We start from the raw sequence: 15,730 nt of genomic DNA, 5'->3' as shown, positions 1-15,730 counted from the left end.
CCTGGGTGGAGATGCAAGGGCCAGCGCGGGCCACAGCCTTGAGCTGAAGGATCAGCTTTTGATCCAGCTGTTGAAGAGAGACGCGTTGGGGCAGTTTCGCAGCGCCTCGTCGGCACCGTCCGGATGGCTCTCCAGCCAGGAACGACAGGCTTCTGTCTCAGTGCAATTGATGCAGCGATGAGCGGCAGATCTCAAGGCCGCGTCCGTGTGCGCGCCCGTTGGGACATGGTTCATGGCGCCGATTGTTTCCAGCATTCTGCCCATAAGTTCGGCACGCTCGTTGAGGCGATTCATCCAGTTCAAGCCGTTTCTCCTTCCCATGGGACATGTGCAGACCATGTCTGCCAAGGCCTTCTGTCTGTTGGCACCGTTCTGGTTTTTGGCGCCGAATAAGGAGGACACTCTGCTGCAGAAACAACTGCGTTACCTTGATCAGGGTCAACTCTGGGCAAGCATCGCGAAAGCGGCCATACTGAAGGTTCATGATTCTGCGACCCTGCCAGGCAGCCTCCTGCACTTCGGAGCGCCGCAACACCTGGAGACGGTGTGATGGTTGAAACGGTGAGCGCATCGCCGCTGCCTCAGGCATCCGGCAATGGCGCGGTAAACCAGGGGCTTGAGCCGGGAACGGAACTCAAGGCCAAGGTCGAGGCGAACCTGCCGGGAGGCGTGGTGCGCCTGGCAACTGCCGATGCAAAGCTGGAGCTGCGCGTTCCTGCGCCTCTCCCTGAAGGCGGCGCGGTGACTGTAACCGTATCCGGCACCCGGCAGCAGCCCGCCATCCTGATAACCGTCGGCAAGGAGCAGGCGCAGACGCAGCAGCCGGCCACACCAGCGCCATCGTCGCCAAATCCGGGATCCCAACCCCAGACGCCTCAGGCCCAGTCACCCCAGACACAAACCGTCCAGACTCAGACACCCCAGACTCAAGCACCACAAACTCAAGCACCACAAACTCAAGCACCACAAACTCAGGCACCTCAAGCTCTGGGATCACAAGGCCAGATACCCCAAGCTCAGGGATCGCAAGCGCCAGCCCCAATAGGCCAGGCCGGCCAGGCCCTCTTGCTGTCGGAGGCCGGCGCGCAATTGCAGCCACAGCCCTCGACGGCTGCGGCCTATCCCAAGCCGGCGCCGGTTCTGGCGCATTTGATACAGGTCCTGTCCGTCAACACGGCGCCGGGGCAGGCAACCGGTAGTGGCCAGCCTCTGCCACAGGCTCCACCTTCGGCAGGTCCTGTTCCTGCCTCTGCCCCACAAGGGGGCGCTTCGGCGCAGCCAGCAGTTCCCGGAAACACGGCACAGGCTCAACCTCTGCCCCCGGTGACCGCTTCGGTACAAGTTCCTGTCAATGCGACACCTCCGGCAGGTCCTGCAGTTCAAGGTTCTGCGGTGCCTCCGGTTGCAATCGGCCAAGCTCAGTTTTCCGCGCCGGTTCCAAACAGTGCAACCTCAAGCGCAGGTGCCGGGCAACTGGCGGCAGCTATGCCGCAGACAGCGACCGCGCCGGCCCCAGCAGGTACGACACCTCAAGCAGGGGGCCCTGTCACCACAGCTCCTCAGTCCTCGTCGCCTGCCGCCTTGACGAACACTGCAACCGGTGTGGTTCAGCCGGGGGCAGGAGCCCCGGCACCAAGCAGTTCAGGTCAACCCGGGGTTGGTTTGCCGGGCCAGCAAATCAGCCAACCGGTGTCGACGCCGGCGGCAGCGACCGCTCCAGCCGCTACGGGCTCACCCCTGCAAGCCGCACCGGTGGCGACCGCACCTTTTGCTTCCCCCACCGTCGCATCTGCTCAAGGACTGCCGACCTCACCAGCAACAGGCTCAGCGGTTGCTTCAACGCCGCCCGCTTCGCAGGGCAATCCGGCATCAGCGCCACTGCCAGGTGGTGTTGCTGCAGGAAACCCCAGCCCGCCAGCCGGAAGCACGCCTGGCGCTCCAGCTCCGGTCGTCGGACAGGCATCGGGTTCGATGCCAGCAAGTGGGGGAGGAACGGCTACCCCGCTTGCCAACACAGCACCGGGGCCAGGTCCGACGTCAGGCGTGATCAGTAACAGTTCCAATCTGGGTACACAGCCGCCGCCGCTCGTCTCAACGTCAAATGCCGGTCCGTCTTCCGCGCCCGCCGCATACCCGCCTGGGCCTGGAGCGGCCAATCAAGCCACTGCACAGACAAGCAGCACCTTCTTGTCATCGGGGGGACAAGCGGCAGTGCTGACGCGCACCGCCGTTTCCCAGCCCTATCCGGCTTCTGCAGGCGGATCCGTTTCACAAGCCGCCACTTCTGCCGGACAAGGGCAAGCCGCCAGTCTGCCGCCGGCAAGCTCACAACCGGCCAGCCAGATCGCAGACATGCTCAAGCAGCCGCTGAGCGAGCAGCAGGCCGGTCTGGGCAGTCTCTTTGCCCAGATTGGAAGCCTCATGTCGGCGCAGAGCAGCGGAAACGTTTCTTTGCCTGATCCCGTGGTCAAGGCAATGCAGCAGATCCTCGGGTTTCGCCTGCCGTCCACCCAGGCACCGACAGCGCAGGACTTGCAGCAGGCCGTACGCCTGTCCGGACAATTCCGCGAAGCACAATTGGCTCTGCCTTCTGGCGCGCCTGTAGCGGGGCAAGCTGCGCTGCCCGACCTGAAATCCGCCCTGTTATCGTTCAAGGCCCTGTTGCAGCAACTGGGTGCGCGCTCCGAAATCAGCCGTCCCGCGGGACAGCCCCCGGCGCCCTCCCGGCATGGGGCGCCGCACGGGCAGGCGCAACAGACCAGCAGCGGCTTCTGGGCAGGGGCGGCCTCGCAAAATCTTCAGGCTCTTCTGAAGGAAACCGATTCTGCCTTGGCACGGCTGCGGCTCACCCAGCTCAGCAACACGAAACTGTCGAGGGAGGATGCGCCGCGCGTAGGCTCGCGACCGATGGATCTTGTGGTTGAGCTGCCGCTTGCGTTCGGTCATGAAACGGCCGTCCTCCAGATGCAGGTCGGCCGCGATGGCGCTGGAAACAAGGACGAAGACGAGAGCGAACCGGCCTGGCGCCTGCGTTTTGCGCTCGATCTGACGGCCACAGGCCCACTGGAAGCCGCGATCAGCCTGCGCGGTGGTGGTACCTATGCCAGCTTGTGGGTTGACCGCAAGGAGACCTTCGACAGTCTGAACGCAGTGCGCGAAACCATGGAAGCCGCTTTTGCCGATGCGGGGCTGGATCTTCAGGAACTGCGTCTGATCCGGGGACTGCCGCCAAGAACCGCCGCCAAATTTGGCGCGCTGATCGACAGGCAATCATGAGACGGAACCGGCCATGAGCGAACAGGACAAACCAGGCAAGAAGCTGGCGGTCGCGCTACAATATGCGAATGAGGGCGCTCCTGTCCTCACCGCCAAGGGCACCGGATCCGTGGCGGAGCAGATCGAGCGGCTTGCACGTGAAGCAGGCGTGCCGATTGAACAGAACCCGATGATGGCGGAGGCCCTGTCGCAGATCGAGGTCGATCAGGAAATTCCGATTGAGCTGTATCAGGCGGTTGCCGTGTTGATCGGATTTATCATGCGCACCGGGCATGCCAAGCACCCTCCGCAGGAATGACCCAATCTGGCTGGCCCCAAGGTCAGCCGCTGCAGGGAGGGGATTGTCAGGCCGTTCAGCGACGAAGTTGCGTCCTGCTGTGCGAAAGCCGACGTTTCGGGCAAGGAAAACCTTGCAGCCGGGACAATTCCCGACTAGGTCATCAAACGGCTACAAATTCGCGCCGCAGCAAGTCTTCCCCGCTGTTTGATCGAGCGCGAAATCAAAACGAACAGGATTTTTGACGACTATGACGATTGTCGACGTACGCACACCCGATCCGAAGAAATTCATCAAGGGCGCGACGGGCGATTGGGAAATCGTGATCGGTATGGAAGTCCATGCCCAGGTCACGTCCGAAGCCAAGCTCTTTTCCGGCGCCTCCACGGAATTCGGCAAGGACCCAAACGATAACGTCAGCCTTGTCGACGCGGCGATGCCGGGCATGTTGCCGGTGATCAACGAGGCATGCGTGCGTCAGGCGATCCGCACCGGCCTCGGGCTCAAGGCCGAGATCAATCTGAAATCCGTGTTCGACCGCAAGAACTACTTCTACCCGGATCTGCCGCAGGGCTACCAGATTTCCCAGTTCAAGCAGCCGATTGTCGGCGAGGGCAAGATCCTGCTCGACATGCCGGACGAACAGGTCGAGATCGGTGTCGAGCGTCTGCACCTGGAACAGGACGCCGGCAAGTCGTTACATGACCAGCATCCGACCATGTCGTTCGTCGACCTGAACCGCTCCGGCGTGGCTCTGATGGAAATCGTCTCCAAGCCGGATCTGCGCTCTTCTGACGAAGCCAAGGCCTATCTGACCAAGTTGCGCACCATCCTGCGTTATCTCGGCACCTGCGACGGCAACATGGACCAGGGCTCCATGCGGGCTGACGTCAACGTTTCTGTGCGCCGCCCGGGCGGTGAATTCGGCACCCGCTGCGAGATAAAGAACGTCAACTCGATCCGTTTCGTCGGTCAGGCCATCGAATATGAAGCCCGCCGTCAGGTTGCCATTCTGGAAGACGGCGGCTCCATCGATCAGGAAACCCGCCTGTTCGACGCGGTAAAGGGTGAAACGCGGTCCATGCGCTCCAAGGAAGAAGCGCATGACTACCGCTATTTCCCGGACCCGGATCTGCTGCCGCTGGAGTTCACGCAGGAATTCGTCGACGAACTGGCACAGCACCTGCCGGAATTGCCGGATCAGAAGAAGAATCGTTTCGTTTCACTTGGCCTTTCCCCTTACGATGCCTCCGTGCTTGTATCGGAGAAAGAATTAGCTGACTATTTTGATAAAATGATTGCAACAGGTGTTGACGCGAAGCGAGCAGCTAATTGGTTGATAAACGAACATTTGGGCCGGGTTAACAAAGACGTACCCGTCAATCTGATGGTTGTTTCACCAGAAGCAAACAGTGCCATTGTGCAGATGATATCGAACAGCACAATCTCTGGAAAAATTGCAAAAGATGTCTACGAGATCGTCTACGAAACGGGCAGAGATCCCGCAGAAGTCGTTGAAACAGAGGGCATGAAGCAGGTGACCGACCTCGGTGCCATTGAAGCCATCGTCGACGAGATCATTGCCGCAAACCCGGACAAGGTTCAGCAGGCCATCGCCAAGCCGGGTCTGCTCGGCTGGTTCGTCGGCCAGGTGATGAAACAGTCTCAGGGCAAGGCTAACCCGCAGGCCGTCAGCGACATGCTGAAACAGAAGATCGGTCTGGAATAAGACCATGGCCGGTGAGGGGACAGCTTCGAAAGTCGAGCTGCCCATCACCGGTTCCTGCCATTGCGGGGCTGTGTCTTATGAAATGAAGACACCGCCTCGTCACGCTGTTGAATGCAACTGCTCTCTCTGCCGCCGTCTTGGCACCATCTGGGGCCATGGGAAAACCGGCGATATCGAGATCAAGGCAGCACCCGGTGCAACGCTCAGTTATTCCTGGGGTGACAAGGGGCTGGCGTTCTATACATGCAGCACCTGCGGCTGCACCACGCACTGGCAAAGCCTGTCGGCAGACTATCCCGACCGCCTGGCCGTAAACCTCCGCCTTGCCCCTCCCGGTACCATCGAAGCCATCGGCCTGCGCCATTTCGACGGTGCCGATACCTGGACCTTTGTGGACTGAAGCGGCCCGCTCTTGCTGACGGCCCTGATTTCCGTTTATGTCGGGCGATTACAGTTTGCTCAAAAAAGACCCTGATCAATAAATAGGCAAATGCCTTCGTCGTTCGCTTATACTTAAAGTAGTGTCGCAGATTTACTGCGCAGACCTCCAATTCTTTCCTTTGGCACAAGCCTTGCTTTTTGGGCTCAGGTTCGAACCATTGGAAGAATGAGATGAAGGGTGGCCTTGCTTCTCTGGTTGGCATGAATGTCAAACCTTAGATTTTTCGAGATATACCGGAATCCGGAATACCTGTGGCTTCTTGCCAAGGGGGCTTTCATCAGTGCCGCGCTGACGATCGGCGGCGGCGTTCTCGGGTTTCTGCTGGCCGTACTGTTGGCCGCTGTCCGTCATTACAAGATCCCGGTTCTGGCCCAAGTGGCGGCGGCTTATGTGGAATTCATCCGGAACACGCCCCTGATCGTGCAGATGTTTTTCGTCGCTTTCGGGCTGCCGCTGCTGCTTGGCTATCAATGGCCCTTCTGGGCCCATGCACTGCTGGCGCTCTCGATCAATTTTTCCGCCTATTTTGCCGAGATCCTTCGCGCGGGGTTGGCCTCCCTTGATGATGGTCAGACTGAGGCCGCCGATGCGCTCGGCCTGCCGCGCTGGCTCAGCTTCGTGAAGGTGTGCCTGCCTCAGGCGGTCGCCTCCATGTTTCCCTCGCTCAACAGTCAGTTCATCTTCCTGTTCCTGACGACCGGCATCATTTCGGAAATTGGCGTTACCGACCTGACCTGGGCAGGCCTGTTCATCGACAGCCGGAATTTCCGATCTTTCGAGATCTTCTTCACGCTCACGATCATCTATCTGCTGATGTCGCTGGGGTTCAAAACAGTCCTGTCGCTGCTGCATGACTGGCTGTTCAAATGGAAGGTGGTTCGATGAAAGACGCCTTTGTCGCTATCCTTGGCAAGCCTTTTGGCATCGTCCTGTTCCAGCTTGTGGAAGCGACCCAATATACGATCTATCTGTCGCTGATCGCTTTCATCGGTGGCGGCTTGATCGGTGCGTGCGTCACCGCCGCTCGGGTCTCGCCGGTCAGGACACTTCGCCGGATCTTCACTGCCTACACCTGGCTGTTCCAGTCAGTCCCCCTGTTGATGCTGCTGTTCCTGCTTGGGCTGGGTGTTCCGCATCTATTCAAGATCCAGGTGGATCCGTGGCGGGCGGCCGGCATTGCCCTGACGCTTTATACCAGCGCCTATCTGGCTGAAGTCTGGCGCGGGGCACTGACAGCCATTCCTGCAGGTCAGCATGAAGGCGGCAAGGCGCTGGGCATGACCTTTGCGCAGATCATGCTTCTGATCATTCTGCCACAGGCGTTTCGCCTGGCCATTGCGCCTACGGTCGGCTTCATGGTGCAGATCATCAAGGGTACGTCTCTTGCCTACATCATCGGCTTTCACGACCTTATGACGATTGGCAAACGCTGGGCGAACGCACCCGTGCCCGGCACTCAGCCCTTCGTCATCTATCCGCTGATGGCGATGATCTACTTTTCTCTGTGTTTTCCGTTGTCTGTGTGGTCGCGGCGTCTGGAAAGGCGTCTTGGGTCCGCATCGTCCAGAGGTGGGGCTGCCGCCGCCACCTGACAAATCGCGCTTGAAGAACAACCGAAGGAGGGTCGCGTAATGTTGAAAAGATTTCTGGGGCTGACCGGCTTGGCGGTATCTGCCGCCTTGATGATCGCAAGTCCCGCATCCGCAGAGCTGAAGGACATTCTGGAAGCCGGCAAGATCAAGATCGCTACACCGGAAAACTTTCCGCCATTCGGCTCGCTGGGCAGCGAAGGCGAGTATGAAGGCTACGATATCGACGTCGCCAAGATGATTGCCGAAGATCTCGGCGTCGAACTGGAACTGGTGCCCGTCACCTCCAAACAGCGCATTCCGTTTCTGGAAACAGACAAGGCGGATCTGGTAATCGCGACGCTCGGTGCCAATCCGGAAAGGGCAAAGTCGATCTGGTTCTCTTCTGCCTATGCCCCGTTCTTTTCCGGAGCCTTTGCCAAGCCTGACGTTGAAGTATCCGCCATCGAGGATTTCTCGGGCAAGAAAATCGCCGTCACCAGCGGCACGCTTGAAGATCTGGCAATCACGGCGGATGCGCCGGAAGATGCCGAGATCATCCGGTTTGGCGACAATGCCGCCACCATCGCTGCCTATGTTTCCGGCCAGGCAGATGTCATCGTGACCGGCAACATGGTCGCGCTGGGTATTTCCAATGACAACCCGGACTTCGATCTGGAAAACAAGTTCATCATCGCCAACTCGCCGTCTTTCATTGGTGTGAAGACGGGCAACATCGACCTGCTGCAGTGGGTCAATGTTTTCGTTCTGCACAAGAAGCTGAACGGCAAGCTGGATGAACTTTCGAAGAAATGGCTGAAGACACCACTGCCGCCGTTGCCAGCCCTTTGAAGCCATCCGGATGAACGCTTGAAACGCGCGGTGCCAAGCCGCGCGTTTTTTGTTTTCGCATGGGAAAATGCGAGGTTACAGGCTTCTGAAAATCTTGTATCCCCCTGCCATGATGTTTCGCAGTTCGACCGCCGGGACAAGGCCGGCTCCGTTTTATGCAACGCCTGCTGGCGTCTGGGCCATCGTCGCCCTCTGGGGGCTCGCGCATATCCTGCTGAGGGCACTGAACACGCCGGTGCTCGGCACGGACGACATGTTCGAGAACGTTCTGGTGCAGACCCTGGAGCCCGGTTACATGCTGCGTCAGCCGCCGCTTTACGAGTGGCTGCTCTGGTCTGCGCAACAGGTGTTCGGCCCGACGATCTGGGCGGCGCTTTTCGTCAAATACACCCTGATTTCCATAGCCGCGCTGTTTCTGTTCCTGATCGCGCGCAAGGCCATTCACGACACGCGCCTTGCGGCGCTGTGTGTCTTTTCCTATTCGCTGTTCTACCAGTTCGGCTGGAACCTTCATGAAGGTGTGACCCACACGGTGGTTCTGACCACCGCTTGCGCCATGAGCGCTTTCTTCTTCCTGAAGGCACTGGAGACGGGGCGGCTCGGCTTCTACGTGTTGTTCGGCATGGCGGCCGGGGCAGGGCTGCTCGGCAAGCATTCCTACCCGATTTTCGTTCTGGCCCTGATCCTGGCCGCGGCAAGCGACCAATCCTGGCGCAGCCGGCTGCGTGTTTCAGGTCTGGTGCTCGTGCCCTTTGCGGCGGCACTGATCTACAGCCCTTACGCCTACTGGATCTTCAGCGAAGGGCTGAAGCTGCTGGCATCGGTCTCCGACACCATGGGCGTCAGCGCACAAACATCCCATCTGATGCGCGCCGGCGAAGGGCTCGGGAAGCTTGCCTTCGGACTTGTCGGCTTTTCCGTTCCGCTGGTTCCGCTACTGCTGCTGTTGTTCTGGCCACGCTATCTCGGTCGCAGGCAACCCGAAACACCCCCCGTCAGTAACGTGGCGCGCCTGTGCGGGCGCACGGTTCTGGTGATGATCCTGCTGACCGCGCTGATGATTGCGCTTACCGGCGCGACCTACGTGAAGGAACGGCACATGCACCCGCTGCTGTTGCTGTTGCCCGTGTGGCTGTTCGCCGATCTCGAGCGCTTTGGTTTCCAAAGACAGTGGCGCTGGCTGACAGCCATTCTTCTGGCAGTCGTCGCCGTTGCCTTTCTTGCCCGCGTTCCCGGGTTGATAGCCCCGGACAAATTCTGGTGCGGTGGCAAGTGCCGGCATATGAAGCCCTACGCGGACCTGAAAGCGCCACTGGCCGAACTGGGAGCAGCGGACGCGACCCTGGTTGCTGACGATGGTTACACCGGCGGCAACCTGAGGGTTCTCTTCCCTGACGCCCGCCTTGTAACCAAGGCCATTCCGGCCAGAACGCCGCCACGTTCAAGCTGTTTCTTCATCTGGGAAGAGGGCGACAGGGAGCCGGATGCGCCTGCCGCAGAGCGCTTTCAGCAAGCCGCTTTCTGGGGCGCTGCCGAGCCGCTGGAGGCAACATATCTGACCGGCGCCTGGCCGCATTTGTGGAAGGCAACCGGTTGGCGGACGAGCTGGTGGGGCGTTGCCAAGCTCCCGCCTGAAAGCCCCGTCTGCCGCTGACCGAACACTTTCCCGACCAAAGGCGCGAACCGATCATGCCGGACACAACACACTCAGCGATTTCCATCGAAAAAGCCCGCCCGGAACATCTGCGTGAGATTGTTGCTATCATCAATGCGGGCGCAACCAGCGTGCGCAAGGACAAGGAGTTTGCCGACTGGCAGGACTACCGAGCAGCTTTTGATGCTCTGGTTACGGCTCCTGAGTGCGACATCTATGTAGCGCTTTCGGAAAGGGGCGAGGTGGTTGGTACCTTCCAGATTCATTTCATGAAGGGCCTCGCCTTTCAGGGCCGCCCCAGGGTGGAACTGGAAAGCGTTCATGTGCGCGCAGACCAGCGCGGCGCCGGCATCGGCAGGTTGATGATGGAGAAGGCCGAGGACCTGGCACGACAGGGCAACGCCTGCATGGTGCAACTGACGTCGAACAAGGAACGTGAAGGCTCCCATCACTTCTACAAACGCCTTGGCTATGATCAAAGTCATCTCGGCTACAAGAAGATGTTCGTCTGAGCCTTCAGGTATCAGCCGGTGTCTGGATCGGCGTGCCCTGATGGAACCTCAGTTTCCAGGCTCCGTTATGTCTGCTCCAGATCGAACTGCGGTTCGCCCGTTCAACCTCACCGCTCTCGCGTCGGACTTCGCTGACATAGGTCACGAGCACCGAGTTCGTGTCGATCAGCGTGAACCTCAGGCGGGGCAGGGGCAAACGCATATCGATGGGCCGCTTGGCACTTGCAGGCAGGATCAGGTCTTCACGCGTGTAAACACGGCCGGATCGGCCGAATTCCAAAAAGTCGTCCGCAAAAAGCTGATCCATCAGGACCGGATCGTAACGCGTTTCGGTCTGCCACAGGCTTTCTTCCAGCCTTGTGAGCGTTTCGACATCCGCTGGCTGGAGGCTCGTGTCAGGCATGGTTCACCGGGCTGATCTTGGAAATTGGCGTGGTCAGTCGACCCGGCGCCAGGTTTCCTTCTCGCACACATTGAAGACAACGCGGACGCAGCCCTGTACTTCCAGGGCGGATGCGCTTTTGCGGTGTACGGTGGCATTTGCGCTGAAGCCGCGCCGAGGGTCGTAGACCCGACCTTTCCAGCTATTCTTTTGCGGTGCAAGCCGCCAGAGCACGGTCAGGCCGAGCACCTTCCGCTTGCGCTTGCTTGGGTCATTGTTTTTGAGATCCGGCGTGGATTCCATGGAATAGCCTTTGGGCGCCGGAAACCGGACGATCTTGCCACAGGGCACCTTGCCGCATTTTTCAATCTTGATGACGGCCCCTGCCGGTGTCTGCCATTTGCCGTTGATGTCCGGCGCGGCCGCGGCTTCTCCACCAGCCCCCGCAAGCAGAAGCGCAAACAGACCCGCGCGTGAATAAAGTTTGGAAGCTGGAAAAGCAGACACAAAGAAAGAAAAAGGAACCAAGATTATCCCCCGCCGCAATGCTGGTGACGACTGCGCCACAATCTGTGACCGGCAATTGCGACGGAGGAAAGGCCAAATCAGTTGATTTGGCAATTTCAGGCTCTGGTCAGGCGTTTATTGCACCCGTTTCCAGGTTTCCCCCTTGCAGATCAGGCCACCCATGACGCAACCCTCCAGCTTCAGCGCGTTGGCGGACGTCAGTTCAATGAAACCGGTATAGGTCTTGCCATCCTCGGCGTTATAGACCTTGCCCTTCCACTGATCTTCCTTGTCGGTCGGCTTCATGGCGTGAACGATCTGCACGCCCAGTAGCGGCCGATCCCGTTTGGCCGCGTCCGGGTTCTTCGTGTCATTGCGCGGGTCTCTCAGCCAGATCAGCTTGCCGCACAGGGAGCTGCCGCAGGAGCTGATCCGGATCTTGGAAGCGCCGTTGGGCCGGACCCAGTCGCCCGTGGCATCGCCGGCCAGGGATATCGTTGCCGTTGTGGTGATGAGGGCGCCCGCCAGAAATGCGGACGTCAGAATGGTCTTGAGCATTTGTTCCTCCCAAAGCGGAAAGCCTTCCGTTTACGGAAAGGGAATGTATAGGCCTGAAAACCCGCTGAAAAGCCGTCACCCAACGTCACCTCTACCGAAAACCTTGTGCTGGTGGAGAGAAAGCGAAGCGCTGCGATCTGGTAGCCCCGGAGAGGGACACAGTCAGACAAAGAGATGTGGAAACGAATCCATGGTGAACAGAAGGTTGATCGACCTTGTCAAATTTTCGGAGAATGTGATTGATTGAAAAGAGGAAATTTCAACCACATACTTACCGCATTGTGAATTTCAGACTTATTTAAAATTTTATTCGCATTACGTTAAACCTGTCTCTTAACGCCCCTTTTAACTGCTGCTGATGAAGTAGAGATCAAGAAACAACGGGGAAAGCTTCGTGAAAGCTTGTGTTTCTTGGGTCGGTCCGTGGCGGGCATTTGTGTTCAGCAACGCGACCGATAGGCAGTAGGAACCGGAACGGTCGATCCAGAAGGATCGGCCCGTTCCACAGAAGTCGAAAAGACGACGAAAGGGGAGCGTTATGGCTCGTTTTGAAATCAACTCGGCCGATATGGCCATCATCGGCGAAAAGCCGGTTACCGCTGACATCCTGTTCCAGATGGGTCTGGACAGCGCATGTGGCCGTCATGGCGCGACGGACCTGATCACCGCGCATAAGTGGTTCAACATTGCCGCTCTCAAGGGCAACAAGGACGCAGCACGTTACCGCAAGGAAATCTCCGGTGAAATGTCCTCGACCGAAATCGCCGAAGCGCAGCGTTCGGCCCGTGAATGGCTGTCGATGCATTGAACTGCGTGAAGGCTGCCGGCCATACGGCACCTGAACCAAATTTCACACCCTGACGCGGCAGCACAGTTTTCTGCCGCGTCCAGTTCCCGGACCTTTGCCGGGACCGATCCCGTCAATGGATCGGCGCCAGACCGTATTCGTCCCAGAGCGATCGGTCGATGGGCGCACCAAGCGCATATTCGAACCAGTTGACGACCTTGCCGCTGGCGTCCAGCCGGCACCTATAGGCGATCTCATACCAGACCCTGTTGCTTCTGAGAGCACCGGCGGGCACGACGATCGTATCTTCCTTTTGAAATGAATTTCGGAAAGCATGCGGCGCAAGCCGTGTTGGCTTGAACCCCGGCCGTGCATGGCGCACCTGCTCCATCGCCTCCAACGCGCATATCTGCTCGCGCCCGTCTTCACTAGTAAGTGTCGGAAGAAACTCACGTGCCTGCGCGGAGCGCGGGTCGTCCAGCACGTCAGTGGCAAAATAGGTTTTGGCAGTAACCCACTCCTGTTCAGGTTTGGGGGCAGAAGACGGCGGGGCTGTCTGTTCCGGCACACGGGCACTAGAGGAGGGCGGCTGGTCCGAAGCGCCCGTCGAACCGGAAGCAGGATCGGGCAAACTCTGCGGCGGAACCGCTGCCGTTTGCGGCCGGCTTTCTTGAGGTTCCTCCGCTGGCACTTCCGGCGGGGATGGTGGCAGGAATTCCGGAATGATCTCGACCGAGACAGGCTCAGGCGGAACCGGCAAAACGCTCCGCCACAGGGCTGCGTCGCTCAACACCACATAAAGCACAAGGTGCAGCCAAAGCGCACAGAGCCACGGAAACTTTTCCGCGACAAAGCGTGTCAGGTGTGCCGGATGTGTCGGAGGAGTGAGCTCGGCCATGGCACTTCTCCGATACTCGGACAAGTTGAAGAGTGCCCATCGCACCAGAGGACTGCGGCTTAATTATGAAGGTGCGATGGAACATGAGCGCGTTCAAGAGTGGCACAGGAAGAAGGTCAGAACACGCGCACACGCAGCCGGCTGATTTGCGGTTTGTCTATTGGGCCTGAAGCTGTCTACGGCCCAGTTCCGCCGCGCTGCTCAGCGGGTAATTGAACCGGAATATCAGGGGCGTGACAACATTCTCCCGGAGGCAAAATCAGATGAGTGTGCCATCGCCCGAACGCTTGAAAGTGAGAGAAATTTCACACCGCTTTCAAGGTAAATCTGCCAGGATGCTCTCATTCGCTTGACTGAAAATCGGGCGATACAACCGTGGAACCGGATGGGTCGTCTACCGCGGAAACTTTTCCGACCACGGTTGCCGTGCCGCCTTTGTTGCGTAGCGTTCCGTTGATCATGCCGTCAAACGTCACCCGACTGTTTTCCCCCAAGATCAGATCGCCGTTCAAAATGCCGGACATTTTGAACGAGACGTTTGGCGCGACAGAGATATCTCCGTTTGCGATACCGCTTAAGCGGCTGTCGTCGGTAATCGTCAGCGGCCCCTCGATAATTCCTTCGATCTGTCTCATCGGAATTTCCTAAGTATACGGCCCGGGTTGGGGGCAGCGATGGTATCGACTGATCCTACGAGCAAAGCATACTGCCGTACAACCGGTTGCCGGGTTTCTTCGAAGATGTCGAACAGCCGGATCTTGGCCATGTTCTTCGACAAATTGATTGCGTTCGCAGCGTCGATGTTTCCAGGGCGGGAAAAACGGGTTTGTCCGGTGCGCACAACGAGCCTCAATAATCAGTCCGCGTTTCAAACGAAGTCACAAACCGAACGGTGAGAACCGCGCGCAGCCGCGCGTAATCCGGCAGCGTGGACATCGGTGGTGATTTGCCAGGACAAACCCGTGTATCTCCATTCGCCCGCCGATTATTTCGGCACACGGTTACGCAGCAGGGGGCGTGGAAAACCTGCTCTGTAAATCAAAAAGGGCTTGCTTCCCAAGGCTTCGGGCACTAAACGGGACGGACCGGAGAGGTGGCCGAGTGGTCGAAGGCGCTCCCCTGCTAAGGGAGTAGACGGGCAACCGTCTCGAGGGTTCGAATCCCTTCCTCTCCGCCATTGGCCGCCGATTGCCGCTTCCAATAGCCATCGCGCCGCCGATTGTACGCTACTGACCCCCCCCTCATCGGGCTCGGCTGTTGAGTGCGTACTATCGAATGACTCCCGAACCTTATCTGGCTTCCAGCTTTGCAAGTTCTACGAGGCATCTGTCTCGGGTGAACACGACACGGGGGCTGCGGAGCGCGGCCTTGCGCCATGCGAGGAAGATGCGATTGGCCGGAAGCCGGTTTATCGGGTCGACATGGACTAGCTTTCCCTCGCTGATCGCGGCGCTGCAAAGATAGTCAGGAAGAACCGCGACGCCAGCTCCAGCCATCGCGGCATCCCGCAAAAAAGTCAGCGACCCTGCGATCAGAGCCGGGCGCGCTGGAATGTCGGTGTGAACGGCGGCAAGATAGCTGCGGATCAGTGGCAATGTTTCATCATAGGCCAGCCACGGCCAGTCAGCGCGAGGGATCGAAGTTAGATCGAGATTCGGGGCTGCAACGACAAGCAGCTCTTCCTCGAAAACGGATTGATAGCCAAGCGCCCGATCATCGGGTTCGGAGGCCGTGATCGCAAGCTCTATCACCTCATCCGCGAACCACTGATAGATTGCATCCCGCCCACCCAAGCGGATATGCAGGTCAATTCCCTGCGTGGCCAAGACGGCGGTAACGGGCGGCATTGAAGCCCCCACGAACTCCGCAGGTCCGGCGAAGTGAACGACGCCTTCCAACGCATCCGAACGCAACCGCAGCCGTTCAAACGCAGCGTCAGCACCATCAAGCCTGTCGCCGATCATGTTTACCAGCTCATTGGCAACCACAGTCGGCTCGACGCCTCTCGCGTGACGACGAAACAGGGCATGGCCAAGCTCGGCTTCCAGCGCCCTGATCTGGCCCGACGCGGCGGGCTGGGTGATGTTCAAAATGTCCGATGCGCGCGAAATGGATCTCGTGCGCCAGACCTCGGCGAAGGTGCGAAGATGATTGAGGTTCATGGCCAAAAACCGCGGGTCGACATAAGATAAATTATGGCAGCTACATGAACTTCTTGCTACTGCGAATAACTGGAGCGACCTACATCCTGAGCATGGCTTCTGATGCCGAGCCCTCATAAATGGATG

Annotated in this window: 18 protein-coding genes and 1 tRNA gene; 12 read left to right on the top strand and 7 right to left on the bottom strand. The window is 59.0% G+C overall.

Features of this window, described 5'->3' with window-relative positions:
* Positions 1–51 precede the first annotated feature (51 nt).
* Entirely contained in the window at positions 52–234 is a 183-nt protein-coding gene (locus tag FMN63_RS29850) for a DUF6455 family protein (protein WP_286192686.1), read from the bottom strand.
* Here FMN63_RS29850 and FMN63_RS13605 point away from each other — a divergent pair.
* The 10 genes from FMN63_RS13605 (at position 233) to FMN63_RS13560 (ending at position 10,310) form a co-directional block, all read left to right on the top strand.
* Positions 233–550: a hypothetical protein gene (locus FMN63_RS13605; protein ID WP_153297098.1), complete on the top strand. Its 318-nt coding sequence runs from the start codon at positions 233–235 to the stop codon at positions 548–550. The two genes, FMN63_RS29850 and FMN63_RS13605, sit on opposite strands and share 2 nt — an antisense overlap.
* 1,661 nt (positions 551–2,211) lie before the next feature.
* Positions 2,212–3,276 (top strand): flagellar hook-length control protein FliK, encoded by a 1,065-nt coding sequence (gene fliK / locus FMN63_RS29500; RefSeq protein WP_162530041.1) that lies wholly within the window; start codon positions 2,212–2,214, stop codon positions 3,274–3,276.
* A gap of 13 nt (positions 3,277–3,289) precedes the next feature.
* On the top strand, positions 3,290–3,574 hold the full coding sequence (locus FMN63_RS13595) for an EscU/YscU/HrcU family type III secretion system export apparatus switch protein (RefSeq protein WP_148584502.1): 285 nt from the start codon (positions 3,290–3,292) through the stop codon (positions 3,572–3,574).
* A 229-nt stretch (positions 3,575–3,803) separates the two neighbouring features.
* Positions 3,804–5,282, top strand: coding sequence for an Asp-tRNA(Asn)/Glu-tRNA(Gln) amidotransferase subunit GatB (gene gatB, locus FMN63_RS13590; RefSeq protein WP_148584501.1), 1,479 nt, complete (start codon positions 3,804–3,806; stop codon positions 5,280–5,282).
* Positions 5,283–5,286: 4 nt separating this feature from the next.
* On the top strand, positions 5,287–5,682 hold the full coding sequence (locus FMN63_RS13585; RefSeq protein WP_148584500.1) for a GFA family protein: 396 nt from the start codon (positions 5,287–5,289) through the stop codon (positions 5,680–5,682).
* 246 nt (positions 5,683–5,928) lie between these two features.
* Positions 5,929–6,609, top strand: a complete 681-nt coding sequence (locus FMN63_RS13580; protein WP_148584499.1) for an amino acid ABC transporter permease — start codon at positions 5,929–5,931, stop codon at positions 6,607–6,609.
* Positions 6,606–7,316: an amino acid ABC transporter permease gene (locus FMN63_RS13575; protein WP_148584498.1), complete on the top strand. Its 711-nt coding sequence runs from the start codon at positions 6,606–6,608 to the stop codon at positions 7,314–7,316. Before FMN63_RS13580 ends, FMN63_RS13575 begins: the two co-directional genes overlap by 4 nt.
* Before the next feature lie 39 nt (positions 7,317–7,355).
* Positions 7,356–8,144, top strand: coding sequence for a transporter substrate-binding domain-containing protein (locus FMN63_RS13570; RefSeq protein WP_162855029.1), 789 nt, complete (start codon positions 7,356–7,358; stop codon positions 8,142–8,144).
* Between the two features lie 109 nt (positions 8,145–8,253).
* Positions 8,254–9,798 carry a glycosyltransferase family 39 protein gene (locus tag FMN63_RS13565; RefSeq protein ID WP_148584497.1) on the top strand — a complete coding sequence of 515 codons (1,545 nt, stop codon included), beginning with the start codon at positions 8,254–8,256 and terminating at the stop codon, positions 9,796–9,798.
* Positions 9,799–9,833: 35 nt separating this feature from the next.
* Entirely contained in the window at positions 9,834–10,310 is a 477-nt protein-coding gene (locus FMN63_RS13560) for a GNAT family N-acetyltransferase (protein WP_148584496.1), read from the top strand.
* Between the two features lie 4 nt (positions 10,311–10,314).
* On the opposite strand, the gene FMN63_RS13555 is transcribed toward FMN63_RS13560, so the two are convergent.
* The 3 genes from FMN63_RS13555 to FMN63_RS13545 form a co-directional block, all read right to left on the bottom strand.
* Positions 10,315–10,713 carry a nuclear transport factor 2 family protein gene (locus FMN63_RS13555; protein ID WP_148584495.1) on the bottom strand — a complete coding sequence of 133 codons (399 nt, stop codon included), beginning with the start codon at positions 10,711–10,713 and terminating at the stop codon, positions 10,315–10,317.
* 33 nt (positions 10,714–10,746) lie between these two features.
* A complete protein-coding gene (locus FMN63_RS13550) occupies positions 10,747–11,220 on the bottom strand; it encodes a DUF2147 domain-containing protein (RefSeq protein ID WP_148584494.1) in 474 nt (157 codons plus the stop codon).
* 114 nt (positions 11,221–11,334) lie between these two features.
* Complete coding sequence (locus tag FMN63_RS13545; RefSeq protein WP_148584493.1) at positions 11,335–11,757, bottom strand: DUF2147 domain-containing protein; 423 nt, start codon at positions 11,755–11,757, stop codon at positions 11,335–11,337.
* A 568-nt stretch (positions 11,758–12,325) separates the two neighbouring features.
* On the opposite strand from FMN63_RS13545, the gene FMN63_RS13540 reads away from it, so the two are divergent.
* The gene (locus FMN63_RS13540; protein ID WP_148585568.1) at positions 12,326–12,565 is read left to right on the top strand and encodes a hypothetical protein; all 240 of its coding nucleotides are present in this window, start codon (positions 12,326–12,328) and stop codon (positions 12,563–12,565) included.
* A 112-nt stretch (positions 12,566–12,677) separates the two neighbouring features.
* Here FMN63_RS13540 and FMN63_RS13535 read toward each other — a convergent pair whose 3' ends face one another.
* Together FMN63_RS13535 and FMN63_RS13530 are read right to left on the bottom strand one after the other, a co-directional pair.
* Positions 12,678–13,442: a DUF930 domain-containing protein gene (locus FMN63_RS13535; protein ID WP_148584492.1), complete on the bottom strand. Its 765-nt coding sequence runs from the start codon at positions 13,440–13,442 to the stop codon at positions 12,678–12,680.
* 341 nt (positions 13,443–13,783) lie between these two features.
* On the bottom strand, positions 13,784–14,077 hold the full coding sequence (locus FMN63_RS13530) for a hypothetical protein (RefSeq protein ID WP_148584491.1): 294 nt from the start codon (positions 14,075–14,077) through the stop codon (positions 13,784–13,786).
* 452 nt (positions 14,078–14,529) lie between these two features.
* On the opposite strand from FMN63_RS13530, the gene FMN63_RS13525 reads away from it, so the two are divergent.
* Positions 14,530–14,619: transfer RNA gene (locus tag FMN63_RS13525), tRNA-Ser, on the top strand.
* A 112-nt stretch (positions 14,620–14,731) separates the two neighbouring features.
* Here FMN63_RS13525 and FMN63_RS13520 read toward each other — a convergent pair.
* A complete protein-coding gene (locus FMN63_RS13520) occupies positions 14,732–15,604 on the bottom strand; it encodes a LysR family transcriptional regulator (RefSeq protein WP_162530040.1) in 873 nt (290 codons plus the stop codon).
* Positions 15,605–15,730: the final 126 nt, after the last annotated feature.

The sequence above is a fragment of the Stappia sp. BW2 genome, assembly GCF_008107695.1.
GTDB lineage: Bacteria > Pseudomonadota > Alphaproteobacteria > Rhizobiales > Stappiaceae > Roseibium.
The sequence above is the reverse complement of the archived record's forward strand: the minus strand, read 5'-3'. Positions and strand labels throughout refer to the sequence as shown.